Annotated in this window: 23 protein-coding genes; 14 read left to right on the top strand and 9 right to left on the bottom strand. The window is 67.4% G+C overall.

Features of this window, described 5'->3' with window-relative positions; genetic code table 11:
• Positions 1-7: 7 nt before the first annotated feature.
• From argC to Q0579_RS05745, 3 genes are read right to left on the bottom strand one after another with little or no spacing between them, the layout of a single operon-like run.
• A complete protein-coding gene (gene argC, locus Q0579_RS05755) occupies positions 8-937 on the bottom strand; it encodes an N-acetyl-gamma-glutamyl-phosphate reductase (protein WP_298810137.1) in 930 nt (309 codons plus the stop codon).
• The gene (locus Q0579_RS05750) at positions 934-1,353 is read right to left on the bottom strand and encodes a hypothetical protein (RefSeq protein ID WP_298810135.1); all 420 of its coding nucleotides are present in this window, start codon (positions 1,351-1,353) and stop codon (positions 934-936) included. Before Q0579_RS05750 ends, argC begins: the two co-directional genes overlap by 4 nt.
• Positions 1,319-1,648, bottom strand: a complete 330-nt coding sequence (locus tag Q0579_RS05745; protein ID WP_298810134.1) for a MarR family transcriptional regulator — start codon at positions 1,646-1,648, stop codon at positions 1,319-1,321. Before Q0579_RS05745 ends, Q0579_RS05750 begins: the two co-directional genes overlap by 35 nt.
• 269 nt (positions 1,649-1,917) lie before the next feature.
• Between Q0579_RS05745 and secG the strand changes: the two genes are divergently transcribed.
• The 3 genes from secG to Q0579_RS05730 all read left to right on the top strand — a co-directional run bounded on the left by secG (position 1,918) and on the right by Q0579_RS05730 (position 4,410).
• Positions 1,918-2,298 carry a preprotein translocase subunit SecG gene (secG, locus tag Q0579_RS05740; protein WP_298810132.1) on the top strand — a complete coding sequence of 127 codons (381 nt, stop codon included), beginning with the start codon at positions 1,918-1,920 and terminating at the stop codon, positions 2,296-2,298.
• A 128-nt stretch (positions 2,299-2,426) separates the two neighbouring features.
• Positions 2,427-4,061, top strand: a complete 1,635-nt coding sequence (locus tag Q0579_RS05735; protein WP_298810130.1) for a CTP synthase — start codon at positions 2,427-2,429, stop codon at positions 4,059-4,061.
• Between the two features lie 133 nt (positions 4,062-4,194).
• Positions 4,195-4,410: a hypothetical protein gene (locus Q0579_RS05730; protein ID WP_298810128.1), complete on the top strand. Its 216-nt coding sequence runs from the start codon at positions 4,195-4,197 to the stop codon at positions 4,408-4,410.
• A gap of 116 nt (positions 4,411-4,526) precedes the next feature.
• On the opposite strand, the gene Q0579_RS05725 is transcribed toward Q0579_RS05730, so the two are convergent.
• Positions 4,527-4,997 (bottom strand): Hsp20 family protein, encoded by a 471-nt coding sequence (locus tag Q0579_RS05725; protein WP_298810127.1) that lies wholly within the window; start codon positions 4,995-4,997, stop codon positions 4,527-4,529.
• Positions 4,998-5,202: 205 nt separating this feature from the next.
• Here Q0579_RS05725 and Q0579_RS05720 point away from each other — a divergent pair, with 205 nt between their 5' ends.
• The 5 genes from Q0579_RS05720 (at position 5,203) to Q0579_RS05700 (ending at position 11,186) form a co-directional block, all read left to right on the top strand.
• Positions 5,203-7,710, top strand: a complete 2,508-nt coding sequence (locus tag Q0579_RS05720; RefSeq protein ID WP_298810125.1) for a TonB-dependent receptor — start codon at positions 5,203-5,205, stop codon at positions 7,708-7,710.
• 405 nt (positions 7,711-8,115) lie between these two features.
• On the top strand, positions 8,116-9,366 hold the full coding sequence (locus Q0579_RS05715) for a lipoprotein-releasing ABC transporter permease subunit (protein ID WP_298810123.1): 1,251 nt from the start codon (positions 8,116-8,118) through the stop codon (positions 9,364-9,366).
• Positions 9,359-10,120: an ABC transporter ATP-binding protein gene (locus Q0579_RS05710; RefSeq protein WP_298810120.1), complete on the top strand. Its 762-nt coding sequence runs from the start codon at positions 9,359-9,361 to the stop codon at positions 10,118-10,120. The genes Q0579_RS05715 and Q0579_RS05710 overlap by 8 nt, the downstream gene beginning before the upstream one ends.
• The gene (locus tag Q0579_RS05705) at positions 10,117-10,710 is read left to right on the top strand and encodes a GNAT family protein (RefSeq protein ID WP_298810118.1); all 594 of its coding nucleotides are present in this window, start codon (positions 10,117-10,119) and stop codon (positions 10,708-10,710) included. Before Q0579_RS05710 ends, Q0579_RS05705 begins: the two co-directional genes overlap by 4 nt.
• On the top strand, positions 10,707-11,186 hold the full coding sequence (locus tag Q0579_RS05700; RefSeq protein WP_298810115.1) for a glutathione peroxidase: 480 nt from the start codon (positions 10,707-10,709) through the stop codon (positions 11,184-11,186). Before Q0579_RS05705 ends, Q0579_RS05700 begins: the two co-directional genes overlap by 4 nt.
• A 4-nt stretch (positions 11,187-11,190) precedes the next feature.
• Here Q0579_RS05700 and Q0579_RS05695 read toward each other — a convergent pair whose 3' ends face one another.
• Positions 11,191-11,766, bottom strand: a complete 576-nt coding sequence (locus tag Q0579_RS05695; RefSeq protein ID WP_298810112.1) for a DUF308 domain-containing protein — start codon at positions 11,764-11,766, stop codon at positions 11,191-11,193.
• A 118-nt stretch (positions 11,767-11,884) separates the two neighbouring features.
• On the opposite strand from Q0579_RS05695, the gene dnaE reads away from it, so the two are divergent.
• Positions 11,885-15,400 carry a DNA polymerase III subunit alpha gene (gene dnaE, locus Q0579_RS05690; protein ID WP_298810110.1) on the top strand — a complete coding sequence of 1,172 codons (3,516 nt, stop codon included), beginning with the start codon at positions 11,885-11,887 and terminating at the stop codon, positions 15,398-15,400.
• 19 nt (positions 15,401-15,419) lie between these two features.
• Here dnaE and Q0579_RS05685 read toward each other — a convergent pair whose 3' ends face one another.
• Genes Q0579_RS05685 through Q0579_RS05670 form a run of 4 tightly spaced genes read right to left on the bottom strand, consistent with a single transcriptional unit; the run spans position 15,420 to position 19,628 of the window.
• Positions 15,420-16,502 (bottom strand): PA0069 family radical SAM protein, encoded by a 1,083-nt coding sequence (locus Q0579_RS05685; protein WP_298810108.1) that lies wholly within the window; start codon positions 16,500-16,502, stop codon positions 15,420-15,422.
• Between the two features lie 48 nt (positions 16,503-16,550).
• Complete coding sequence (gene moaB, locus Q0579_RS05680; protein WP_298810105.1) at positions 16,551-17,078, bottom strand: molybdenum cofactor biosynthesis protein B; 528 nt, start codon at positions 17,076-17,078, stop codon at positions 16,551-16,553.
• A 4-nt stretch (positions 17,079-17,082) separates the two neighbouring features.
• Complete coding sequence (locus Q0579_RS05675; protein ID WP_298810103.1) at positions 17,083-18,873, bottom strand: lytic transglycosylase domain-containing protein; 1,791 nt, start codon at positions 18,871-18,873, stop codon at positions 17,083-17,085.
• Positions 18,870-19,628, bottom strand: a complete 759-nt coding sequence (locus Q0579_RS05670; protein ID WP_298810101.1) for a uracil-DNA glycosylase family protein — start codon at positions 19,626-19,628, stop codon at positions 18,870-18,872. The genes Q0579_RS05675 and Q0579_RS05670 overlap by 4 nt, the downstream gene beginning before the upstream one ends.
• A 133-nt stretch (positions 19,629-19,761) precedes the next feature.
• Here Q0579_RS05670 and Q0579_RS05665 point away from each other — a divergent pair, with 133 nt between their 5' ends.
• From Q0579_RS05665 to recA, 5 genes are all read left to right on the top strand, one after another.
• Positions 19,762-21,423: an electron transfer flavoprotein-ubiquinone oxidoreductase gene (locus Q0579_RS05665; protein WP_298810099.1), complete on the top strand. Its 1,662-nt coding sequence runs from the start codon at positions 19,762-19,764 to the stop codon at positions 21,421-21,423.
• Positions 21,424-21,490: 67 nt separating this feature from the next.
• Positions 21,491-23,089 carry a tetratricopeptide repeat protein gene (locus tag Q0579_RS05660; protein WP_298810097.1) on the top strand — a complete coding sequence of 533 codons (1,599 nt, stop codon included), beginning with the start codon at positions 21,491-21,493 and terminating at the stop codon, positions 23,087-23,089.
• A 9-nt stretch (positions 23,090-23,098) separates the two neighbouring features.
• Positions 23,099-23,959 carry a 4-(cytidine 5'-diphospho)-2-C-methyl-D-erythritol kinase gene (locus tag Q0579_RS05655; RefSeq protein ID WP_298810095.1) on the top strand — a complete coding sequence of 287 codons (861 nt, stop codon included), beginning with the start codon at positions 23,099-23,101 and terminating at the stop codon, positions 23,957-23,959.
• Complete coding sequence (locus tag Q0579_RS05650; protein WP_298810092.1) at positions 23,956-24,660, top strand: enoyl-CoA hydratase/isomerase family protein; 705 nt, start codon at positions 23,956-23,958, stop codon at positions 24,658-24,660. The genes Q0579_RS05655 and Q0579_RS05650 overlap by 4 nt, the downstream gene beginning before the upstream one ends.
• Positions 24,661-24,763: 103 nt before the next feature.
• Positions 24,764-25,837, top strand: coding sequence for a recombinase RecA (gene recA, locus Q0579_RS05645; RefSeq protein WP_294191585.1), 1,074 nt, complete (start codon positions 24,764-24,766; stop codon positions 25,835-25,837).
• Positions 25,838-26,239 lie beyond the last annotated feature (402 nt).

The following is a 26,239-nucleotide window of genomic DNA, read 5'->3' as shown; positions in this document are numbered from 1 at the left end:
GACGGCGTTAGCGCGCGAGACCTGCCAGCGGGTCCAGCCCCGCCATCAAATTGAGGTTCTGCACCGCCGCGCCCGCCGCGCCCTTGCCGAGATTGTCGAGCGTCGCGACGAGGCGAAGCTGGCGCAGGTCGGCGTTGCCGAAGACGTGGAGCGTCATGCGGTCGGTGCCAGCGTCATCCTCGATCGCGATCGTCGACGGTGCGTCGGTCGACACGCGGACGAGGTCGCACGCGGCATAGGCATCAAGCAGGGCCTGTTCGACCGCGTACCGATCCGCGCCGGGCGCGAGCTGCGCTAGGTGAAGCGGTACCTCGACCACCATGCCGCGATAGGTGTTGGCGACTGCGGGCTGGAACACCGGCCCGTGCAGGAGGCCCGCGTGGCGCGTCATCTCGGGCACGTGCTTGTGACCGAGCGCGAGCGCGTAGGGGCGGAAGGCGGTAGCTGCCGCGCCGCCCTCGAACTCGGCGATCATCGACTTGCCGCCACCCGAATAGCCCGAGGTCGCGTTCACGGTGACGAGCGCGTCGGCGGGCAGCAGCCCGGCGCGGATCAGCGGACGGACGAGCGCGAGGAAACCGGTCGGGTAGCAGCCCGGATTGGCGACGAAGCGCGCCTGCGCGATCCGCTCGGCCTGGTCGGGTTCGAGCTCGGCGAAACCGTAGGTCCAGCCGTCCGCGACGCGGTGCGCGGTTGAAGCATCGATGACGCGAGTCGTGCCGTTCTCGATCATCGTCACCGCGTCGCGCGCGGCATCGTCGGGCAGGCAGAGAATGACGATGTCGGCGTCGTTGAGCGCTTCACGACGCGCCGAGGCTTCCTTGCGGCGCGCTTCGTCGAGGATCAGCAGCGACACGTCGCCGCGCCCCGACAGGCGCTCGCGGATCTCGAGGCCGGTGGTGCCGACCGCGCCGTCGATGAAGACCGAGACGCTCACGCAGGCGCGACCACGTCGGCGTCGACGTAGCCGACCAGATCGGCGTCGATCGCGATCCCCCAGGCGACATCGCCGGTCAGGTCGAGCAGGTCGAACGCCGCGCCAGCCGCAAGCGGGGCGAGTACGGCCGCATCGTGTCCGCGCGCCGCGCGCAGATCGGCATCGCGCGTGATCGTGCGGCGAAGCGGTGCGGCATAATGCGGCGCAAAGACGCGATCGGCCAAGCGAACGTCGGCAATGTCGGCACGCACCGCATGGGTGCGTGGATCGAGCGGGCGAGACGGGCCGTCGAGCGCGAAGGTGCGGCGCGCGACCCGCCCGGTACCATCGGGTGTGACGGGCGTATCGGACGCGGCGGGCGTGGGCTGCCTTGACGACCGGTCAGGCGTTGACTGCGGCCCTGACGGGTCCGGCATGGCTGTCGCCGTCGCCGATGAACTGCCCGAACTCCTCAAGAAAATCTGCCCCTTCGGATGTGCGTGCGACGAAGATGTTGCGCTTGTCGCTGTCGTCGCGTTGGCGGCGCAGATAGCCGAGCGTCCCCAGCCTGTTCAAGGCGCGAGTGACGACGGGTTTCGACACGTTGAGTGCACGCGCCAGTCCGCGCACGGTATGCGGGCCCGGTCGCAGGTACACGACCAGCAGCAATGCCATTTGACGGTTGGTGAGATCGGGTTCCCCCGAGCGCACATAATCGACCAGCGCGTTCATCCACTGACCAAGTTCGGGCTGAATAAGACTTGCCACTTCCCTCGTCCCGATCGTTCGCGGCCCCGGAAGGGTCCGGGTCTGTCGCGATGCTTAACGTCCTGTCCACGCACTGGTTTCAGCATCGTCATGAATTTGGCGTGGATCGGCCGCAGCCGATTGGCCGCGTGGGCGAGCGGGGCGACGCAGTTGATTGAACGGGCGCGCTCGCCTATGTCGCCGCGCGTCGCGCCGGCATGGCGCTCCCGTCCAAAGAAGTGCGCGCTCGCTCCATGTTCACCTTTCTGCTCGTCATCCACGCGGTGGTCGCCGCCGCGCTCGTCACGGTTATCCTGATGCAGCGCTCGGAAGGCGGCGGCTTGACGTCGAGCGGCAGCCCGTCGGGTTTGATGTCGGCGCGCGGCGCGGCGGATTTCCTGACCCGCGCCACATCGGTGCTAGCGGGGGCGTTCATCCTTCTGTCGATCCTGCTCGCGTTTCTGGCGGCGAACCGCAACGCGACGTCGGTCGACACTTCGCTCCAACGGCGCGCGCCTGCCGCCGCCGCGGCGCCCGCTCCGACCGGTCAGGATGCGCTGTCCGACGCGGCGCGCAACGCCGCCGCTGTCGCCGCGCCGGCGCCCGCCGACAACGGCGTGCCGCTCGCACGCTGATCAGCGTCTGATTGTATAGCTGTCGACACCGCGTCCGGGGTCGGCACTCGGTTCATCGTGATTTTCGCCGCGCGTGGGTGACCGCGCGCTTGTGGTCGTTCGTATTTCAGGGTTAGGCGTTTATCCCCATGGCGCGGTTTATCTTCATCACCGGCGGCGTGGTTTCCTCGCTCGGCAAGGGTCTCATGGCGGCGAGCCTCGCCGCGCTCCTCCAGACGCGCGGCTACCGCGTTCGCATCCGCAAGTTCGATCCGTATCTGAACGTCGATCCGGGTACGATGAGCCCGTATCAGCACGGTGAGGTCTACGTCACCGACGACGGCGCGGAGACGGACCTCGACCTCGGCCACTATGAACGGTTCACCGGCGTCGCCTCGCGTCAGTCGGACAACGTCACCTCGGGCCGCATCTACAAGACGATCATCGAGCGTGAGCGGCGCGGCGATTACCTGGGCGCGACGGTGCAGGTGATCCCGCACGTGACCGACGCGATCAAGGCGTTTGCGCTGGCGGAAACCGACGATGTCGACTTCGTCTTGTGCGAGATCGGCGGCACGGTGGGCGACATCGAGTCGCTGCCGTTCATCGAGGCGATCCGCCAGCTCAAGAATGAGCTGGGCCGCGGCAACGCAATCTCGATCCACGTGACGCTGGTGCCGTATATCGCCGCGGCGGGCGAGTTGAAGACGAAGCCGACGCAGCATTCGGTTCGCGAGATCGCCGCGCTGGGCGTTCAGCCCGACGTGATCGTGTGCCGGTGCGAGCAGCCGCTGCCGATCTCGGAGCGCGCCAAGATCGCGCTGTTCTGCAACGTGCCCGAGAGTGCGGTGATCCCGGCGCTCGACGCCAAGTCGATCTATGCCGTGCCGCTGCAATATCACGGCGAGGGGCTTGATTCGGAAGTGCTGCGCGCGTTCGGCATCACGCCGTCGTCGGCGCCCGACCTCAGCCGCTGGGAAGAGATCGTCGCGCGGCTGGAGCATCCCGAGGGCGAGGTGACGATCGGCGTCGTCGGCAAGTACGTCGGGCTGCAGGATGCGTACAAGTCGCTGAACGAGGCGTTGGTCCACGGCGGCATCGCCAACCGGGTCAAGGTCAACATCCGCTGGATCGACGCCGAACTGTTCGAGGGCGACGAGGCGGAAATCGCCGCGCACCTGGAGCCGTGCCACGCGATCCTCGTGCCCGGTGCGTTCGGGTCGCGCGGCGCCGAAGGAAAGATCGAGTCGGTGCGCTTTGCGCGCGAGCGTCGCGTGCCCTATTTCGGCATCTGTTTCGGAATGCAGATGGCGTGCGTCGAGGGCGCACGCGATCTGGCCGGGATCGCCGACGCGTCCTCGACCGAGTTCGGTCCGACGCCCGAGCCGGTCGTCGGCCTGATCACCGAGTGGATGGGCGAGCGGGGGCTGGAGAAGCGCGCGGCGGACGGCGACATGGGCGGCACGATGCGGCTGGGCGCCTATCAGGCGAAGCTCGACGGCAACAGCGTCGTCGCCTCGGTCTATGGGGCGAACGAGATCGAGGAGCGGCACCGCCATCGCTACGAGGTCAACACCGCTTATCGCGAGCGGCTGGAGGCGGGCGGGCTCGTCTTCTCGGGAATGTCGCCCGACGGCATGCTGCCCGAGATCGTCGAGCGGCCTGATCACCCCTGGTTCGTCGGCGTGCAGTTCCACCCGGAATTGAAGTCCAAACCGTTCGATCCGCATCCCTTGTTCGCGAGCTTCATCGCCGCCGCGGTCAAGCAGAGCCGGCTCGTCTAAGGGCCTGGCGCCGAGTAGAATTCAACCCATCCCGGTCAAGCTGTCGTTCATCGCTTCGCGCTATCGGACACCTTGATCGGGGTGCAGTGACCATGCTGTACCCGGCGTATTGGGACCGGTGGGGATCGAATCCATGTCATTTGCAGCAACGGCGGCCGCCGGCCTGCCGCAACCCGCGCGATCAGCGATCCGCTCGGCACGACAAGCCGGGCCGCGCCACTTCCTGCCGCCCGATACCGACCGATCGATCCTGTCGCTGCTGTTCGACCTGGGGCTGACGCGCCACTTCATGGGGCATGTCGTGCTGACCGCCGCTGGGCTAGCGGTGCTGCGCGTCATCACCGGCTGAGCGCCGACCCACGCCGAGATAACGAAATCAAAGGCGCCCGGGCGAATGCCCGGACGCCTCCACGACGCCTCGAAAGGGAGCAAAGAGGCGCCGAACCGATCGGCCCGCTAAGACGATCAGGCGGCTTGCGCCTCGTCCGCTGCGGGCTTGTTCTCGACCGCGGCGAGCGGCGCGCCGGTACGGACCGCGATCTTCTTCGGCTTCATCGCTTCGGGTACTTCGCGGACCAGATCGATCACCAGCAGACCATCGTTGAGCCGCGCGTCCTCGACGAACACGAAGTCGGCCAGCTCGAAGCGGCGCTCAAAGCTGCGGTTGGCGATGCCGACGTGAAGGAAGCTTGGCCCTTCGGCCTTGTCGTCCTTCTTGCCCGCGACCAGCAGCAGATTCTGCTGCGCGGTGATCTCGATCTCGTCGCGGCTGAACCCGGCGATCGCCAGTGTGATGCGATATCGGTCGTCAGCGATCCGTTCGAGGTTGAACGGGGGATAATTCTCGGATGCGCCGCGCGCATTGGCCTCGATCATGTCGAACAGACGATCGAACCCGATGGTCGAGCGGCGATAAGGGGTAAGGTCGAAACGCATCTCAAATCCTCCAAAAGAAGCGAGTTGAAAAGCGGCGTCCGGGTGCCCGCGACGCCGGCATTGCGCGGCCCGACTGCGCGGCACCGCACGGTTGATGAGATGGTAGCCCGGCGAAGCGTTTCAAGCCTTCGCTAAACATCTACTTGATTGATCGGTTTTCCCGTCGCCTTCTACGCTGCGCGGCGAAGCAAAGGGGATCATCGCCATGTCCGTCACGCTCGCGTTGCTCGCGCAAGTCGCCGCCCAGGTGCCGGCCGATCCGTCAACCACACCGGCGCCGTCGAGCGCCGCGCAGGGGGCAGAGGAGGGCGCGGACGAGGCGGGGCGGCTCGGCACCGCGCAGCAGGGCGGCGGCGACATCGTCGTGACCGCCAGGCGCCGCGCGGAGACGGTGCAGCAGGTGCCGATCGCGATCTCGGTCATCGGTGGACAGGCGCTCGCCGACACGGGCGCGTACAACGTCAACCGGTTGACGCAATTGCAGCCGAGCCTGCAATTCTACTCCACCAACCCGCGCAACTCGGCCGCCAACATCCGTGGATTGGGCGCGCCGTTCGGCCTCACCAACGACGGGATCGAGCAGGGCGTCGGCATCTACGTCGACCAGGTCTATTACAGCCGTATCGCCTCGGCGACGTTCGACTTCACCGATACCGAGCGGATCGAGATCCTGCGCGGGCCGCAAGGGACGCTGTACGGCAAGAACACGACCGCGGGGGCGATCAACATCACGACGCGCAAGCCCAGCTTCACGCCCGAAGCGCGGGTCGAGCTGACCGCGGGCAATTACGCTTTCGTCCAGGCAAAGGCGTCGGCGTCGGGGCCGCTCGTCGACGACAAGCTCGCGGTGCGGCTGTCGGCGTCGGTGACGCGGCGCGACGGCACGGTGAACAATGTGCGCACGGGCGTGCGCGTCAACGCGCAGGACAATCAGAGCCTGCGCGGTCAGCTCTACTGGCACGCGACCGACACGCTCGATCTGACGCTGTCGGGCGATTACAACCACCAGAATCCCGATTGCTGCGCGCAATATTTCGTCCGTGTCGGCGCGACGCAGCGGCCGGTCGCGCGGCAGTATGAAGCGCTCGCCGCCGCCTTCGGCTACCAGCCGCCGTCGCGCGATCCGTTCGATCGCGTGACCGATCTCGACACGCCTTTGCGCGCGCGGCAGGAACTGGGCGGCGTGTCGCTGGTCGGTGAGCTCGACCTGGGCAGCGCGTCGCTCACCTCGGTCAGTGCGTGGCGCAAATGGGACTGGAAGCCGTCGAACGACCGCGACTTCATCGGGCTGCCGATCACCACCGTGTCGGCCAATCCGTCGCAGCAGGAGCAGGTGAGCCAGGAGTTGCGCATCGCCTCGAACGGGCGCCGCACGGTCGATTACGTCGCCGGGCTGTTCTACTTTCACCAAACGATCGATACGCAGGGCCTGCAGGTGCAGGGATCGGCGGCGAGCCGTTTCCTGCTTGCTCCCCCCGCTGGCGGCTGCACCGCTGCGAGCACCGCTAATGCGTGCAACCCCGCGGTGCTGAACGGGCTGACCTCGCGCAACACCATCGGGTTCAGCAACACCAGCGCGGCCGCGTTCGGCAAGCTGACGTGGCACATCGCCGACCGGCTCTCGATCGCGCCGGGCCTGCGCGTCAATTACGACCGGAAAAGCGGCGATTACGGGTCGGTGGTGACGACGGGCACCGGCGCGACGCTCGATTGCTCGGCCACCGCCCAGGCGGCGAGCGGCGTGACGCGCGACCGCTGCGGTGTGCTCGCGCCGCAGAGTTACCAGCCGAAATTCGACGATTGGAACGTGTCGGGCGACGTGACGCTCGCCTATGATCTGAGGCCCGACAATCATTTCTACGCGACCTATGCGCGCAGCTACAAATCGGGCGGGATCAATCTGTCGGGCCTGCCGCTGGGCGCCGACAATCTGCCGCTGCTCGCGACCGCGACGGTCAAGCCCGAGACGGTCAACCACTATGAGCTGGGTCTGAAGAACCAGTTCTTCGATCGCCGCGCGACCGTCAACGTCGCGGCGTTCTGGACCGACATCTTCGATTATCAGGCGACCGTCACCAACAGCCAGTTGAGCGTGCTGCGCGGCTATCTGGCGAACGCCGGGCACGTGCGCACCCGCGGGGTCGAGATCGATTCGGCGTTCCGCCCGACCAGCCGGCTGAACGTCTACGCCAACGCGGCCTATACCGACGCCAAATACGTCCGCTTCATCGATGCGCCGTGCCCGCCCGAATTGTCGGGCGGCACCGCGCTGCCGATCGTCAATGGCCAAATCGTCGGCACGCCGGCGGCGGCCGGGACGCCGGGCAACAGCCTGCCGTTCTGCAACGTGTCGGGGCAGCGTATTCCGGGCGTGTCGAAGTGGGCGTTTTCCTACGGCGCCGAATACGGCGTGCCGACCAGCTTCGGCGGCACCGAGGGCAACGTCTACTTCGGCTACGACGGTAGCTACCGGTCCAATTTCTCGTCCAACCCGTCCGAGTCGATCTACACGCAGATCGACGGCTACTCGATCTCGAACGTCCGCGTCGGTTACCGCGAGGGCAGCCGCCTCAACGTGTTCGGCTGGGTGCGCAACGTGTTCGACCAGGACTATTTCGAGCTGCTCGCGACCCAGTCGGGCAACACCGGTCTGGTGGTCGGGCAGCCGGGTGATCCGCGCACCTATGGTGTCACCTTCTCGGCGTCGTTCTAGGACATGCAGTCCGGCCCGGGCGATGCCTGAGCCGGACCATGCCGCACGGCGTCAAACCGCTCGCAACGACGTTCAAGTGTTCCAGAGTTGTTACAAAGCAAACGCCCGGGCCGTTTCCGACCCGGGCGCCTGCGTGACGATGAACTCGTCAGCCCCCTAATCCTGCATTCCGCCCGCACGCTTCGTTGTTCACGAAGCGGGGCTGGTCTGCTTTCCCCGAACCACGGCTTCTGCCTGTGTGCCAGTGCGATGATTGCTAGGTGACGCCCGCTCACGTGTCGACTGTTATGAACGGGCGAGAAACCGAATGTGGCGGCGCTGTGTCGTATTCGCCACAGCCCGGTTGCGCCGCCGCCGCGCTCCTGCCCGTTGCCAGCGCGCCGCCCGCATCCTAGAGCGGCCGCCATGTTGCTGTCGCGCTACGAGAGCATGATCGCGCGCCGGTACCTGTTGCCCGGCCGCGGTGAACGCTTCATTGTCCTGGTCGCCGGGTTCAGCCTGGGCGCGGTGATGCTGGGTGTCGCCGCGCTCGTGATCGTCATGAGCGTGATGAACGGCTTTCGTGCCGAGCTGTTCGACAAGATCGTCGGGCTGAACGGTCACGCGGTGGTGCAGGGGGTAGGCGGGCGCCTGCCCGACTGGCAGCAGGTGGTGCGCGAGGCGCGCGCGACGCCGGGGGTCACGCAAGCGACGCCGCTGATCGAGCAACCGCTGTTCGCGACCTATAATGGCCGTGCCGAATTCATCCTGCTGCGCGGCATGCGCACGCAGGACATTCGGCAGAATGCGACGATCCAGTCGAAGGTGGTGGTCGGCAGCCTGTCGTCGATCACGCCGGGCAGCAACAACGTCGCGATCGGCGCGCGGCTGGCGGAGGCGCTGGGCGCGACGATCGGGTCGCAGATCACGATCTGGAACCCGCAGGGGCAATCGACCCCGTTCGGCACCGTGCCGCGTCAGGTCAGCTACACCGTCGGCGCGATCTTCGAGGTAGGGATCTACGACTACGACAAGGCGTACGTCATCATGCCAATCCAGGATGCGCAGACGCTGCTGCTGATGGGCGACTCGGTCAGCATGATCGAGCTGGAGACGCAGAATGCCGACCGCGTGGGTGAGATCCTCGCCCCGCTCGCACCCAAGATGCAGGGCTACGCGATCATCCGCGACTGGCGGCAGTTGAACGCCGAATTGTTCGATGCGCTGGCGGTCGAGCGAGTCGCGATGTTCGTCGTCCTGTGCATCATCATCCTGGTCGCCGCGTTCAACATTGCCAGCTCGCTGATCATGCTGGTGCGCGCCAAGACGCGCGACATCGCGATCCTGCGCACGATGGGGGCAAGCAGGGGGGCGATGCTGCGTATCTTCATGACCGTTGGCACGACAATCGGCGTGCTCGGGACGATCGCGGGGCTGGTGCTGGGTTCGGTATTTCTGTTCTACCGTCAGGCAGTGGTCAATTTCGTCCAGTTCGTGACGGGGCAGAATCTGTGGGATCCCTCGATCCGTTACCTGACCGAGCTGCCGTCTAAACCCGATCCGGTGGAGATCATCGCCATCGTCGTCATCACGCTCGTCATGACCTTTCTCGCGACGATCTATCCCGCCTACAAGGCGGCGAGTACCGATCCGGTGCAGGTGTTGCGGTATGAATAGCGGCGAAGACGCTATCGGCCGGCGCATCGGAGCCGCCATAGGTGGCGGCTTCGCCGCGTCCGACGGCGGCGGGCACAAGGCGAGCGATCCGGTGTTGGAGACTAAGGGCCTCGCGCGCAGCTTCACGCAAGGCTCGGAGACGATCCACGTCCTACGCGGCGTGAACCTGTCGATCGCGCCCGGCGAGATCGTCGCGCTGCTCGGGCCTTCGGGCTCGGGCAAGTCGACGATGCTCCAGGCAATCGGCCTGTTGGAGGGCGGATTCGAGGGCTCGATCCGCATCGCGGGCGAGGAAGCGGCGCGGCTCGATGCCAAGGGTCGAACCACTGTCCGGCGCGACCGGCTCGGCTTCGTCTACCAGTTCCACCACCTGCTCGCCGATTTCAACGCGATCGAGAACGTGATCCTGCCGCAACTCGTCCATGGCGACGAGCGTGCCGCGGCAGAGGCGCGCGCGACCAATCTGCTGACGGTGCTCGGGCTCGGCCATCGCCTCACGCATCGCCCGTCGCAGCTTTCGGGCGGCGAGCAGCAGCGCGTCGCGGTCGCGCGCGCGCTCGCCAACCGTCCCGCGCTGATCCTGGCGGACGAGCCGACCGGCAACCTCGACGAACATACCGCCGACGTGGTGTTCGCCGAATTCCTGCGGTTGGTGCGCGAGGAAGGTTCCGCCGCGCTCGTCGCGACCCACAACGAGCGGCTGGCGGCGCGGATGGACCGGGTGGTGCGGCTGCACGAGGGCCAGTTGCAGTGAGCGCGTGGCGCGAGGCGGTGACGCTCTCGGGCCGACACGTCACGCTTCGCCCCCTCTCGCGCGACGACCGCGACGCGATCCTCGCCGCACTCGCCGACGTGGGGCCGAATTTCGCGACGATCGTGCCCGACGCTGCCACAATCGACGGCTGGTACGACGCGATCGAGCAGCAGGTCGCGGCGGGTCGCGCGCTTCCCTTCGTGGTGCTCGACGCGGCGGGCGCAGTGTCGGGTGTCACGCGCTTCCTGCGAATGAACGAGGCGCATAGCCGCGTCGAGATCGGCGGCACCGTCTACGCGCCGCGTGTCCAGCGGACCGGCGTCAATACGGAGGCGAAGCGGCTGCTCCTCACCCATGCGTTCGACGCGCTCGGCTGTCAGTGCGTGCAGCTACGCACCAACGTCCTCAACCGCATCTCACGCGTCGCCATCGAGCGGCTCGGCGCGCGGCTCGACGGCGTCCTGCGCGGGCACATGGTCACGCCCGAAGGCGAGGTGCGCGACAGCGCAGTCTACTCGATCATGGCGCACGAGTGGCCGCAGGTGCGCCGCAATCTCGACCAACTGCTGCTACGAGGGGAAGCACGATGACCGCGATCACCGACATGACGGTCAGGGCCGCCGATGGCACGCCGATCGGACTCGACCAGTGGCGCGGCAAGGTGCTGCTGATCGTCAACACCGCGTCCAAATGCGGTTTTACCCCGCAATATGAGGGGCTGGAGGCGCTCCACCGTGAACTCTCTCCGCGCGGGTTCGAGGTGTTGGCGTTCCCGTGCAATCAATTCGGCGCGCAGGAGCCAGGCGACGCGGCCGAGATCGCGAACTTCTGCTCGCTGACCTACGACGTGACCTTTTCCGTGTTTGCCAAGATCGACGTCAATGGCGAGCGCGCCGATCCGCTGTTCGAGCGGTTGAAGGCCGATGCGCCGGGGGTGATGGGCACCAAGGCGATCAAGTGGAACTTCACCAAGTTCCTGATCGATCGCGGCGGCAACACCGTTCGCCGCTACGCACCCACCACCAAACCCGAAGACATTCGCCGCGATATCGAGGCGCTGCTCTGATCGCTCAGCCGGGTACCGCGAAGGCGCTCGCCCCCTTGCGGTGATCGGCGGCGGCGGTGATCGAGGTCACGCCGCCGAAGACGAAGCTGATGCCGAGGATGTAACCCGGCAAGGTCAGCGCGGAGAACGGCACGGTTGCGAGGATGAACAGCGCGAGCAGGATGTTGATGATGCCGAGCGCGATCAGCATGCCACGGCCGCGCTTCAGTCGGAAACCGTATACCAACTCCAACACGCCGCGCACGCCCAGCCACACCGCGACCATCAGCGTCAGCGATAAGGCGCCGGTCGCGGGCTCGAGCAGCATGATGAGCCCCACGATCACCGACAGCGCGCCGAACAGGATCGTGTAGCCGCGATGCGCCGAGCCGCGGCCGAACAGCGACGCCGCGATCGCGAACCCGCCCGCCACGAAGAAGAATGCGCCGATCACGATCGTCGCGGCGTAGGTGGCGGCGAACGGTGCGGCGAACGCCACCACGCCCAGCAGCACCGACACGATGCCGTAGGCCATGATCCAGCCCCAGCCGGCGCCGGTTTCGCCACCGTTCGCCCGTCCGTCGCCGCGTAGGTCCGTCATCGCACTATCTCCTGGTTGCGCCGCCGAACGGGTGCCGCGCGCGCCGGTTCCGCCTTGTCGGTTCAGCTCAGCCGGTTCGGCGCTGGTCGAATCGTTCGCGCACCCCTAGGTTGCAGCGATGCCGCATTCCGGGTTCGTGCCGCTCCGCATCTTTTCCTGCTACACCATGCTCGACGGCGCGATCGATCCGAAGGCGATCGCCAAGCGTGCGGCAAAGCTCGGCTTTCCCGCCGCCGCTCTGACCGATCGCAACGGCCTGTACGCTGCGATGGCTTTTTCCGACGGTGCCTTTGCCGCTGGTGTGCAGCCGGTGATCGGCACGATGCTGGGCATCTGCCGCTCCGACATGCCGGAGGGCGGCACACCGGTGGTCGACTGGATCGCGCTCTACGCGCAGGATGCGGCCGGTTACGACAATCTGTGCGCCCTGGTCAGCCAGGCGCATCTCGACCGACCGCTCGAACATGCGCCGCACGTCACATTCGAGACGCTGGAACGGCATACCGCGGGTCTCCTCGCGCTGACCGCGGGCGGCGAGGGAGCGCTCGCGCGTTTGTTCGCCGAGGATCAGCCCGCGCGCGCCGCGGCCTATGCCGATCGCCTGCAGGCGTTGTTCCCCGACCGGCTCTACGTCGAGCTTGTCCGCCGCGGTGACGCGGTCGAAGAAGCAGCGGAGGAGGCGCTGATCGATCTCGCCTACGCGCGTGACCTGCCGCTCGTCGCCACCAATCCGTCGTGCTTCGAGGAAGCGAGCTTCGGCGAAGCGCACGACACGATGCTGTGCATCGCCAACTCGACCTATGTCGAGACCGAGGATCGCCCGCGCAGCTCGCCCGAGGCATGGATGAAGCCCGCCGCGGAGATGCGTGCGCTGTTCGCCGACCTGCCCGAGGCCATCGACAACACGCTGGTTGTCGCGCAGCGCTGCGCGGTGGCCGCACCCAAGCGCAAGCCAATCCTCCCCAGCCTGGCGGGTGACCGCGAGGGCGAGGCGGCGATGCTGCGCGACCGCGCGCGTGAGGGGTTGGAAGCCCGCCTGGTGCGGATCGAGGAGCTGGCGCAGGCGGCGGGCGACGCCGCCGCGCCGCTCGCGCCCGACTGGAAGCAGGGCTACCGCGACAGGCTTGAATTCGAGCTCGACGTCATCATCCAGATGGGCTTCCCCGGCTATTTCCTGATCGTCGCCGACTTCATCCAATGGGCGAAATCGCACGACATCCCGGTCGGTCCGGGGCGCGGATCGGGTGCGGGCAGCGCGGTTGCCTGGGCACTGACGATCACCGACCTCGACCCGATCAAGCTAGGCCTGCTGTTCGAACGCTTCCTCAACCCCGAGCGCGTGTCGATGCCCGATTTCGACATCGATTTCTGCGAAACGCGGCGCGGCGAGGTGATCCGCTACGTGCAGGAGAAATACGGCCGCGATCAGGTGGCGCAGATCATCACCTTCGGTAAGCTGAAGGCGCGCGCGGTGTTGAAGGACACCGGCCGCGTGCTGCAGATGAGCTACGGCCAGGTCGACCGCCTCGCCAAGCTCGTGCCCAACCACCCGACCGATCCCTGGGACCTGAAGCGCGCGCTGAACGGCGTGCCCGAACTCGCCAAGGAATATGCCAACGACAATCAGGTCCGGCACCTGCTCGACCTGGCGACGCAGCTGGAGGGTCTGCCGCGCCATTCCTCGACCCACGCGGCGGGCGTGGTGATTGGCGACCGGCCATTGGCGCAGCTCGTTCCGCTTTACCGCGACCCGCGTTCCGACATGCCGGTGACGCAGTTCGACATGAAATATGTCGAGGGCGCAGGGCTGGTGAAGTTCGACTTCCTCGGCCTGAAAACGCTGTCGGTTCTGAAGAAAGCGGTGCAACTGCTTGCGAAGCGCGGCATTTCGATCGACCTCGACGCGCTCGCCTGGGACGATGAGGCGGTCTACCGATTGCTCCAGAGCGGCAACACCGTGGGCGTGTTCCAGCTCGAATCCGAAGGGATGCGCCGCACGCTGTCGGCGGTGCGCCCGACCAATTTCGGCGACATCGTCGCACTCGTCTCGCTCTACCGCCCGGGACCGATGGACAACATCCCGTCATTCGGTCGCCGAAAGCAGGGCACCGAGCCGATCGAATATCCGCACGCGCTGCTGGAGCCGATTCTCGCCGAAACCTACGGCATCTTCGTCTACCAGGAACAGGTCATGCAGGCCGCGCAGGTGCTGGCGGGCTATTCGCTCGGCGGCGCGGACCTGTTGCGTCGCGCGATGGGCAAGAAGGTCAAGGCGGAGATGGACGCGCAGCGCTCGATCTTCGTGACCGGCTGCCAGGAAGTGAACGGCATCCCCAAGGCCAAGGCCAACGAACTTTTCGACCTGATCGACAAGTTTGCGGGCTACGGCTTCAACAAGAGCCACGCTGCCGCCTACGCGCTGCTCGCTTATCAGACCGCGTGGTTGAAGGCGCATCACCCGCACGAATTCTTCGCCGCGTCGATGTGTTACGACCTGCACCTGACCGACAAGCTCGCGATCTTCGTCGAGGATGCGCGGCGGATGAACGTCGAGCTCTTGCCGCCGTGCATCAACGCGAGCCAGGCCGAGTTCGACGTCGAGCCGACCGCCGACGGCGGCCTCGCAGTGCGCTTCGCGCTGGCGGCGCTCAAGTCGGTCGGCGAGGGCGCGATGGAGCGGCTGGTCGAGGCGCGCGCGCAGGGCGGCGCGTTCAAGAGCCTGTCCGACTTGGCCGAACGGGTCGACCCGCGCTTGATCAACAAGCGGCAGTTGGAGACGCTGGCGGCCGCGGGCGCATTCGACGGTTTCGAAACCAACCGCGCGGGCGTCCACGCGGTGGCCGAGACGATCCTAGCGGTGGCGGCGAGCGCGCATCACGGCCGCACCAGCGGGCAGGGCGGGCTGTTCGGCGAGGAAAGCCACGCCGGCGACGTGATCAAGCTGCCCGCGACGGCGCGCTGGAGCCTAAGCGAGCGGATGGAGCAGGAGAAAGACGCCTTCGGCTTCTATTTCTCGGCGCATCCGGTCGACCGGCATCGCATGCTTGCCAAGATGCATGGCGCACGCACGTTCGCATCGCTCGGTGAGCTTCACATCGCCGATGGCGCGCGCGTCGGCGCGACGCTCGCGGTGCTGGTCGAGGAAGCGCGCTGGCGTACCTCGGCGCGCGGGCGCCGTTACCTGATGGTGACGCTGTCGGACGCGACCGGGCAGTTCGCCGCGACCTGTTTCGAGGACGGCACCACCGCCGATCTGGAGGAGGCGGCGCGGGTCGGCGGGTGCGGGCTGCTGACGGTCGAGCTCGATCGCCGGCCGGGCGAGGAAACGCCGCGCGTCAGCGTCAAGGCGATCAAGCCGTTCGAGACGCTGGCGGCAACGACGCGCTTCGCACTCGAGGTGACGGTGAGCGACGCTGCCGCGATCCCGGCGCTCGCCGCGCTGATCGGCGAGCGGCGCGGGCAGCGCGGCAAGGTGACGCTGACCTTGCCGATCGCCGACGGCGGCACCGCGCGCGTGTTGCTTGGGCACGATTTCTCGCTCGACGCCGAACTGGCCGAACATATCGAGGCACTGCCGGGCGTCGCCTCGGTCAGGTTCGACGTGGAGGAAGTCCGCCTGCGCGCCGTCGGCTAGAACAACTCGCTCGGCGGGGCTAGAATAACTCGCCCTGCGTGCCGGCGGGCGGGCGGAAGCGCGAGCAGTCGAGGTTCAGGCGGCGACGATCGTCGCTGAACCCGTGTTTCGTGCGCGCGATGCGGAACCGGGTGCGCAGCAGCTCGGCCCATACGCCCTGACCCCGCATGCGCGAGAAGAAGCCGGGATCGTTGTCTCTGCCGCCGCGCAGCGACTGAATCGTCGCCATCACCTTGCCCGCGCGGTCGGGGAAATGTTCGTCGAGCCAGGCGCGGAACAGCGGCGCGACCTCCCAGGGCAGTCGCACCGGGATGTGTGATACGCCGAGCGCGCCCGCCTCCGCCGCAGCCGCGACGATCTCCTCGACCTCGTGATCGGTGACCGCCGGGATCACGGGCGCCATGTTGACGTAGGTCGGCACCCGCGCTTGCGTCAGTTGGCGCACCGCCGCTAGCCGCCGTGCGGGCGTCGGCGCGCGCGGCTCGACCGTCATCGCGACGCGCGGATCGAGCGAGGTGATCGAGATCGCGACCGCGGCCTGGTTCCTGGCCGCCATCGCTGCCAGCAGGTCGAGGTCACGCACGACCCGGTCCGACTTCGTGGTGATTACCACCGGATGCTCGCATGCCGCGAGCACCTCGAGCAGCGCACGCGTGATCCGCCAGTCACGCTCGATCGGCTGATAGGGATCGGTGTTGGTGCCCATCGCGATCGGCGCGCATGAATAACCAGGTTTGCGCAACTCGGCCTTGAGCAGTTCGGCGGCGTCGGGCTTGGCAAACAGCTTGGTTTCGAAATCAAGCCCGGGCGAGAGGTCGTGAAAGGCGTGGCTCGGCCGCGCGAAACAATAGATGCAGCCGTGCTCGCATCCGCGATAGGCGTTGATCGAGCGATCGAACGGCACGTCGGGTGAGGTGTTGCGGGTGATGATCGTGCGCGGATGCTCGACGGTCACCGTGGTGCGGAGCGGTGGGGCGGCGCCGTCGATGTCCTCGCGTGCGTCGAGCCAATCGCCGTCCATTTCGGTCTGCGGCAGGTTGAAGCGGCGGCTCTGTGCGTTGAGCGTCGCACCCCTGATCGCCCGGTTCTTCTGCGCTGCCATGCCCGAACGCTAAGCGGTGCGCGAGAACATAGCAAGAACGTTTGCGGGTCAGCGCTCCAGCAGGCGGGGCATCAGTTCGACGAAATTGCAGGGGCGATGACGGCTGTCGAGCTGGTCCTTGAGGATGCCGTCCCACGCATCTTTCACCGCGCCGGTCGAGCCCGGCAGCGCAAAGATGTAGGTGCCGCGCGCGACGCAGGCGCAGGCGCGGCTCTGCACGGTTGAGGTGCCGATCGTCTGGTAAGACAACCAGCGGAACAACTCGCCGAAGCCTGGGATCATCTTGTCCGCGACCCGCTCGACCGCCTCGGGCGTCACGTCGCGCCCGGTCACGCCGGTGCCGCCGGTGGTGATGACGCAGTCGACCGAAGTGTCATCGATCCAGCGGTCGAGCTGCGCGACGATCGCATCGGCGTCGTCGCGCAGGATCATGCGGTCGGCGAGCACGTGACCCGCCGCCTCCAAACGCCCGACCAGCGTGTCACCCGAGCGATCCTCGGCCAGTCCGCGCGTGTCGGACACGGTCAGCACCGCTATTCGCACGGGCAGGAAGTCACGCGTCTCGTCGATCGGCATCCGCTTACTCGGACCGGGTCGAGGAGGTCGGACTGACGGTGCCGTTGATCGCGATCGCGGTATTCGGCGCCTGCGCATTCATCCGCACCGCGGTAGCGCCCGGCAGGCCGGGGAAGCGCGGCCACATGCCTTGCGCCAGCGCCGATCGGCTGGGCGACGCCGCCTTGCCGCCCTGCGCCTCGTACATCCAGTAATTGCGCAGCACGGTCACGACATAGCCGCGCGTCTCCCAATACGGGATGCTCTCGATGTAGAGCAGGGGGTCGCCCCCGTCGCGGACGACGCCGTTCCACTCGCCGACGTGCTGCGGCCCGGCGTTATACGCGGCGATCACCTTGGGCAGCAGCCCGCCGGTCATGCCCATGTCGCGCAGCCGCTCGATGTGGCGCTGCCCGATGTCGATGTTGGTGGAGGGACGGGTGAGGGCGGCCTGATCGACCGTCATCCCGCGCTCGCGCATGTAATCGGTTGCCGCTGCCGGCATGATCTGCATCAGACCATAAGCGCCCGCGGGGCTCTTCACCTTGGCGCGGAAACCAGATTCCTGCAGCGTGTGCGCGTAGACCAGCGCCTTGTCGATCCGCCAGCCGCTGTCGGGGGTCCAGCTCGGTTGCGGGTAGCGCGCCTCGGCGGTGGCGGTGACGCCCTGCGGCATGTTGTGCGCCATCCACACGGTGGTCGCGGGCAGATCGAGCTGCTCGGCGAGTCTGGTCAGGCTGGCGAACTCGGCCGGGGCGCCGATCCGCGCCTGTTGGCGCAGCACGCTGTCGGCTTCCTCGTCCTCGCCGATCTCGATCAGCGCGGCGGCAACGCGGACGTTGGGGCGACGCTCGAGCGCGGCCCAGTCGCTGGTCACGCGCTGCGGACGTGACCTGGCGAGATCGATTCCCAGCGCCTGGCGCGCGAGCAGGCCGTAGAAGGTTTCGCCGAATTGCGACGCCTGCTTCAACCGCGCCTCGACCTTGTCGGGGCGGCCGCACATCATGTCGGCGCGCGCGGCCCAATAAAGCGCGGTTGCGCGCAGGTCGGTGTCGGGCGCGCGCGCTGCGACATTCTCGAACGCCGTGCTGGTCGCGCCGCAATCTTTCTGCCGCCAGGCCGCGAGCGCACCGGTCCAGCGCGCCTGGATCGTCCAGTCGCCGGCGCCGTTCTCCGCCTTCATCGCCAGCGCGCGCGCCTCGCGATCGAGCCCCTGGAGAAAGTAGATCCACGCGATCCGCGCCTGCCACTCGGTCTGCGCTTCGGGGGTGAGGCCCTGCGTCTGATCGAGCAGCGCCTCCGCCTCGGCGCCCAAATCGGCCTTGATGAACGGCTGCATCCGCGTGGCGAGGTCGGCGGCGATCAGGTCGCTCTTGGTTGCTTTGGCGCGCGCGCGGATCGGCGCGCCGTCGTTCCAGATCAAGCGCTGCTGCACCGGAAGCGGCGGCAGGTCGGTGACACCACGCAGCTTGGCGATGCGCGCGAGCTGGTCTGCCTGCGGCAGCTCGGGAGCTTCATTGATGAGTTTCAGCAGCGCGTCGGCCTCGACCTTGGGGCTGCCCTTGGCGGTGTAGAGCTCGGCGCGCGCATAGGCGTGCAAAGGACCCGGCGCCATGCTGTCGAGTGCGATCTGCGCGTCGCTCCAGCGGCTTTCCCGGATCGCGGCGAATACGGTGCGATAACCGTCGCGCTGTTCGGGGCTCAATTGCTTCGGGATGCCGGCGCTCGGCGTCGGCGGGGCGGGTGCGGCGATCGCCGGAGTCACCGCGGCGGCACAGCACAGACCCGCGAGCAGAAGCCGCTTCAACCCGGTCACTTCGCCGCTTCCTTGTTCAGCGCCAGTCCTTCGTTCAGCAAGATCAGGTCCTTCCACGCTTCGGACTTGCAGGCCGGCCGGTCCAGGAGGACGCGGGGGTGATGGCTCGCAATGACGCGCGTGCTTGTTCCATCCTTATGGTTAAAGGCGTGCAAACGCTCTCTGGCGTGCGCGACGTTCGTCGCCAGAACCGCACGGGTCGCCGCATCGCCGAGCACCAGCAGCGCGCGCGGCGCGACCAAGGACAGGTGATGTCGCGTTACTTCGCCCAAGCGTTGCTCCAGATCGCGCGGGACGCGCCCCGTCGTCGGGCGCCGGACACAGACCGAGGCGAGCAGCACGTCGGCGCGCGTACGCCCGATGCTGCGCAGCATGTTGTCGAACAGACGCCCGACCTCGCCGCCGAGCAATTGCCCGCGGTCGTCGCGCTCGGGGCAATCGACCAGCACCATCAAATCGGGCTGGTCGGGGCCAGCCCAGCCGATCGCCTCACCCGACCACAGTGCGTCGGGTGCCTCGCCGCCGAGTCGCCACGCCACGAAGTCGGCCAGCCTCGGCGGCAACGCAGCCGCCTCGACGTGCGCGATCGCCGGTGCTGCGGTGTCCGTCAGCGGCATCGTGTCGGCAGCTAAATTCTTTGCTTCTAACCAGTTGACGGGATCGTCGCCCACCACCACGTCGACCCCGGCGTCACGCCACCAGGCAAGAGCGCTCGCGGTTGCTGCGCTCCAATCGAGATTCTGATCTGCCCCCATCTGTGCCCGCATAGGATGGATGGTTGACGCGAAGGTCAAGTTGCTGGCACCGCAGCACGGTCAGGATGTTGCCTGGGTACGACGACCCGGGTGAATTTAGGAGCGGACGTCCGCGCCACAAGGAGAGAGTGAAGTGAGCGATCGCGAGTCCATGCCGTACGACGTGGTGATCGTCGGCGCCGGCCCGGCCGGCCTGTCGGCGGCGATCCGCATCAAACAACTCGCCGCCGAAAAGGAAGCCGACATCTCGGTCTGCGTGCTCGAGAAAGGCTCGGAGGTCGGCGCGCATATCCTGTCGGGTGCGGTCATCGATCCGCGCACGCTCGACGAGTTCCTGCCCGATTGGCGCGACGACGGCTGCCCGCTCGCCGAGGTGCCGGTCACTGAGAACATCCACTGGGTGCTGACCAAGAACAAGAAGGTCAACCTGCCGCACCTGTGGACGCCGCCGTTCCTCCACAACAAGGGCACCTACACCGGCAGCCTCGCCAATATGTGCCGCTGGATGGCGGGCAAAGCGGAAGAACTCGGCGTCGAAATCTTCCCCGGCTTCGCCGCTGCCGAGGTGCTGTTCAACGAAGACGGCAGCGTCAAGGGCGTCGCGACCGGCGACATGGGCGTCGCGCGCGACGGCACGCACAAGGGCGATTATCAGCCTGGGCTCGAGCTGCACGCCAAATACACCTTCTTCTCGGAAGGGTGCCGCGGACATCTGTCGAAGGAGCTGATGCGCATCTTCGACCTGCGCGCCAACTGCGACCCGCAGGTCTATGGTCTGGGCATCAAGGAATTGTGGGACATCGATCCCGAACTCCACACGCCGGGCAAGGTGATCCACACGCAGGGCTGGCCGCTGAGCGAAACCGACGGCTCGAACGGCGGCGGCTGGATCTATCACCAGGCCAACGGGCAGGTCTCGATCGGCTTCGTCACGTGGCTCAACTACACCAACCCCTACGTCTCTCCGTTCCAGGAGATGCAGAAGTGGAAGACCCATCCGGAGATCGCCGCACTGCTCAAGGGCGGCAAGCGCGTCAGCTATGGCGCGCGCGCGATCTCCGACGGCGGGCTGCAATCGATCCCCAAGCTCGTCTTCCCCGGCGGCGCGCTGATCGGCGACAGTGCAGGCTTCCTGAACGTGCCGCGGATCAAGGGCACGCACACCGCGATGAAGTCGGGGACGATGGCGGCAGAGGCCGCGGTCGACGCGATCCTGTCGCAGCGGCAGGGCGACGAGCTGACCGCATACCCGCAAGCCTTCGAGACGAGCTGGGTCAGACAAGAGCTGTCGATCGTCCGCAACGTCGTGCCGCTGGTCAAGAAGTTCGGCGACCTCATGGGCTCGGGGCTGGCCGGCATCACGATGTGGTCGGAGTATCTCGGGCTCAAGATGCCGTTCACCATGCACCACCATCCCGACCATGAGACGCTGTGGCGCAAGGACATGGTCAAGAAGGTCGACTATCCCAAACCCGACGGCGTGCTGACCTTCGACAAATTGTCCTCGGTGTTCCTGTCGAACACCAACCACGAGGAGGATCAGCCCGTTCACCTGACGCTCAAGGACGCGTCGGTGCCGGTCGAACACAATCTGCCGCTCTACGACGAACCCGCACAGCGTTATTGCCCGGCGGGCGTTTACGAGATCGTGGGCGAAGATACGCATGATCCCCGGCTGGTGATCAACGCGCAGAATTGCGTCCATTGCAAGACGTGCGACATCAAGGACCCGACGCAGAACATCAACTGGGTCGTGCCCGAAGGCGGTGGTGGACCCAATTACCCGAACATGTGACTTCATTCGACCTTCCCGTCGCCGCCGCCACCGCGCGGCGGCGGGCCTGACGATTATCACCGCTTCATTGCTGGCCGCGCCGCTCGCCGCGCAGGCCAATGTCGCCGACACGAGCGAAGTCGAACAATCGGCTACTCAACCGAGCGACGACGCCGTCGCTGCCTATCTGCGCGCGCGCGCCGCCGATGCGGACGGCCGAGTGGTACTGGCCGCAGGCGATTACGACGCCGCGCTTCGCGGTACGGCGGCTGACCCGATCGTCGCCATCCGCGCCTATCGCGAGGCGGTGCGCGCGGGCGATTACCCGCTCGCCGATCATGCGGCGGCGATACTCGCCGCACGTGACGTGCTGCCGAGCGACGCGCCGCTGCTGGCCCTCGCTGCTGCGGCGCGCGCGAACGATCGTGCGGCGATCGCGCGTGCGCTCGCGGCGCTCGATGCCACCCCGCTCAAGATCCTATCCGCGCCGCTCAGGGCCTGGGCCGCGCTCGATGGCGGGGATGACCCCTTGGCGGCGCTCGCCGCGCAGCCTGCGGATACCGTCGCCCGTCGTCTCGCGCAGGAAACGCGCGCGCTGATCCTGCTCGTGCAAGGGCGAACGCAGGACGGACTGGCCGCGCTTCGCCCGCTGCTCGGCAACGACCAATCGAGCAACGATACGCGGATCGCGGCTGCGCGGCTGCTGATCGCGCGGGGGCAGAAAGCATCGGCGCGCGCGCTGCTCGTCGGGGATGCGCCGCCGATCGTTGCGCTGCGCGAGCGGCCTCGCGCGCGGGTCACGCCTGGGCTCGCGTTCGGACTGTCGTGGCTGCTGACGCGGGTCGCGTCCGACCTTGCCGCGGGGAAGCCCAGCGGGATCGGCTACACGCTGGTGCAGGCGGCGTTGCGCGCCGATTTCAGTAACGACCGCGCCCGGCTGCTGCTCGCGGGTGCCTTGTTCAAGGAGGGCGCAACCGATCGCGCGCTCGCGGTGCTCGACCAGGTCGATCGCCGCGGCATCTACGCCGAACCGGCGTCCGCCGGACGCGTACAGATCCTGGCCGAGGCCGGGCGGAGCGAGGAGGCGCTCCGTCTGGCGAAGCCCCTCGCCGCCGCGCGTGATGCCGCGCCGGGTGCGCAGCAGCAGCTCGCCGACCTGTACCTGCGGCTCGATCGTCCGCGTGAAGCGGTGCCGATCTACCGTCGTCTTGCCGAACGTGCGGGGGCGGACTGGTCCGACTGGCTGCAATATGGTGCCGCGCTCGACCGGGCAGGGGATTGGCCCGCGGCGCGCGTGGCGCTCGAACAGGCTTATGCGCGCGCGCCCGATCAGCCGCTGGTGCTCAACTATCTCGGCTATGCGCTGACCGAACACGGCGAGCGGTTGGCCGACGCACGCGCGATGCTGGAGCGCGCCAACCGGCTGCGGCCGGACGATGCCGCGATCGCCGACTCGCTTGGCTGGTCGCTGTTCCGCGCTGGCGAGCAGGCGCGGGCGCTGGCGCTGATCGAGCGCGCCGCCGCGGCCGATCCGACCAATGCCGAGATCGGCGAGCATCTGGGCGACGTTTATTGGACCGCCGGCCGCCGGTACGAGGCACGCTATGCCTGGACCGCGGCGCGCGCTACGGCCGAGACGCCCGAGGTCGCCGCGCGCCTGTCGGGAAAGATCGCCAACGGAATGTAAGGAGTGTCGGTGTCAGAGCAGGTGCTACGGGCAGATGCGGCGATCGCCGAGGCCGCGCCGGCCAAGCTCAACCTCGCGCTCCACGTTCGGCGACGTCGCGCCGATGGCTATCACGACCTGGAAACGCTGTTCGTGTTCGCCGCCGACGGCGACCGCGTGACGGTGTCCACCGGACCCGCCGCGTTTCAGATCACCGGGCCGTTCGCGCGCGGGTTCGAACCCTGTGACGACAATCTGGTGATCCGCGCCGAGCGCGCCTTTGCCGCGGCGTTCGGCGTTGCGACGTCGCATGCGATCATGCTCGACAAGCATCTGCCGGTCGCGTCGGGGATCGGCGGCGGGTCGGCCGATGCGGCGGCGACGCTGCGCGCGCTCGCGCGGCTGCACGGCGTTGCCCCCGACGACGCGCGCTTGTTCGCGATCGCCGCCGGTCTGGGTGCCGACGTGCCCGCGTGCCTGCTCGGTCGTGCCAGCCTCGGCACCGGCAAGGGCGATGCGCTGGAGCCGATCGCGGAGCTGGGCGACGTGCCTGCGCTGCTCGTCAATCCTGGCGTCGCCGTGCCGACCGGGCGAGTGTTCGCGGCGTGGGACGGTGTGGACCGCGGCGGCATTGCCGGGGGTGGCAGCGCGCTCGACCGCGCGATCGCCGGCCGCAACGACCTGCAACCCGCCGCCGAAGCGGTCGCGCCCGTCATCGCCGAGGTGATCGCGCTCCTCAAGCGTCAGGCCGGCGTGCGATTCGCGCGGATGTCCGGATCGGGCGCGACCTGTTTCGCATTGTTCGACACGATTGGCGACCGCGACGCCGCGGCGCGCGACATGGCGGCTCGGCACCCCGAATGGTGGCAGCTCTCCACCGTGATCGCATGATCCGTTTGTCGATCGAGGCCGGGGTCGCGCGCATCGCGCTTGACCGTGCGGCGACCCGAAACGCGCTGGCGACGCGCGCGTGGCGCGACCTAGCCGGCGTGGTGGCGCAGGTGCCCGACGACACGGTCGTGGTCGTGCTCGCGTCCGACGTGCCCGGCATCTTCTCCGCCGGCGCCGACCTCTCCGACCTGGCACGGCTCAGCGACGACGTGCCCGCGCGCGGGGAGTTTCGCCGGGCGATGCGCGACGGGATCGAGGCAGTTGCCGCGCTACCGATGCCCGTCGTCGCCGCGGTCGAGGGCGGCTGTCACGGTGCTGCCGTCGCGCTCGCGCTCGCCTGCGACATGATCGTCGCGGCACCGCAGGCGCGGTTCGCGATCCCGCCGGCGCGGCTCGGGATCGGTTATCCCGGGCCTGACGTGGCGCGGCTCGTCGCGCGGGTCGGTCGTGGGCAGGCCGCCCGGCTGCTGTTCACCGCCGCGCCGATCGATGCGGACGAAGCGCGGCGCATCGGGCTCGCCGACGTGATCGCCGATCCGCAAGCCATCGCCGCGACGATCGCCGCCAACGACCCCGACGCGCTCCGCTTGCTCAAGCGCATCCTGCGCGACCCTGCGGACCCCGCACACGACCGCGCGTTCGAGGATTCATTCGCCGCGCCGTGCTTCGCCCAAGGCGTGTCGCGCTATCGTCGACCTTGATTTGACAGCCATGTTCCCCACTTGTTCTAACGGAACATAGTGTGTACACGAGCAGGAACGCGTTGAACGTCACGCGCGGGTGCTCTAGCGAAAGGGATCGGCAATGGCCGCCAAACTTCAGGTGATCGATACCGGCATGGCAACCGCGACTAACGACCGTCAAAAGGCGCTCGACGCCGCCCTCGCGCAGATCGACCGCGCATTCGGCAAGGGCTCGGCGATGAAGCTCGGGCAAAAGGAAGCGATGCAGGTCGAGGCTATCTCGACCGGCTCGCTAGGGCTCGACATCGCGCTCGGTGTCGGCGGCCTGCCGCGCGGGCGCGTGATCGAGGTGTACGGCCCCGAAAGCTCGGGCAAGACGACGCTCGCGCTCCACGTCATCGCCGAAGCGCAGAAGAACGGCGGCACTGCCGCCTTCGTCGACGCGGAACACGCGCTCGACCCCGTTTACGCCAAGAAGCTGGGCGTCAACATTGACGAACTGATCGTGTCGCAGCCCGACACCGGCGAGCAGGCCCTGGAGATCACCGATACGCTGGTGCGCTCGAACGCGATCGACGTGCTGGTGGTCGATTCGGTCGCAGCACTCGTTCCGCGCGCGGAGATCGAGGGCGAGATGGGCGACAGCCATGTCGGCCTCCAGGCGCGTCTGATGTCGCAGAGCTTGCGCAAGCTGACCGGTTCGATCAGCCGTTCGCGCTGCATGGTGATCTTCATCAACCAGCTGCGCATGAAGATCGGCGTGATGTACGGCAACCCGGAGACGACGACGGGCGGCAACGCGCTCAAGTTCTACGCCTCGGTGCGCCTCGACATCCGCCGTACCGGCGCGATCAAGGACCGTGACGAGGTGACCGGCAACGCCACCCGCGTGAAGGTGGTGAAGAACAAGGTCGCGCCGCCGTTCAAGCAGGTCGAGTTCGACATCATGTATGGCGAGGGCATCTCCAAGATCGGCGAGATCCTCGACCTCGGCGTCAAGGCCGGGCTGGTCGAGAAATCGGGCGCGTGGTTCTCCTACGACAGCGTGCGGATCGGGCAGGGGCGTGAGAACGCCAAGAACTTCCTGCGCGAGAACAAGGAAATGGCCGACCGGCTCGAAAAGGCGATCCGCGCGCGCACCGACGCGGTTGCGGAGGAGATGATGGCGGGTCCGTCCGAAGACGACGACATCTGATCGGGGCATCGGTCCTTCACGATGCGCAGCGCGGCCCGCCGGCAACGGCGGGCCGTGTTCGTTTGGCGACTGCGGGAAAACGAGGCGTAGCGGCTTTACGTCGGCCCCGCATTTCGAAGTTGGCGTCCGGCGCAAAGCTTCAGAAGCGCGGTTGGCCGAAGCTGTCTTGTATGAACTGCCCTGTGCGTAGCGGCAGGAAATTTCGTTATTTGCGCACCTCGCGCTGCATGCCATCCTGTCAGGTCCGAGGAGGGGTATGTGACGAGCTTATCAACCGAACGCCGAGCCGCACATGCACGTCCTGTGGTGCTGAAGCTCGACGCTGCCAAGCGGGCGCAATCGTGTCGAGCGCGCCTCCATCAGCGCGTCGGTCCGACCTTCGGTTGTAACACAGCCGAGCCA

This window comes from uncultured Sphingomonas sp. (assembly GCF_936927845.1).
Classification (GTDB): Bacteria; Pseudomonadota; Alphaproteobacteria; order Sphingomonadales; family Sphingomonadaceae; genus Sphingomonas.
Note: the sequence above shows the minus strand (reverse complement) of the source record. Positions and strands in the feature narration are given on the sequence as shown.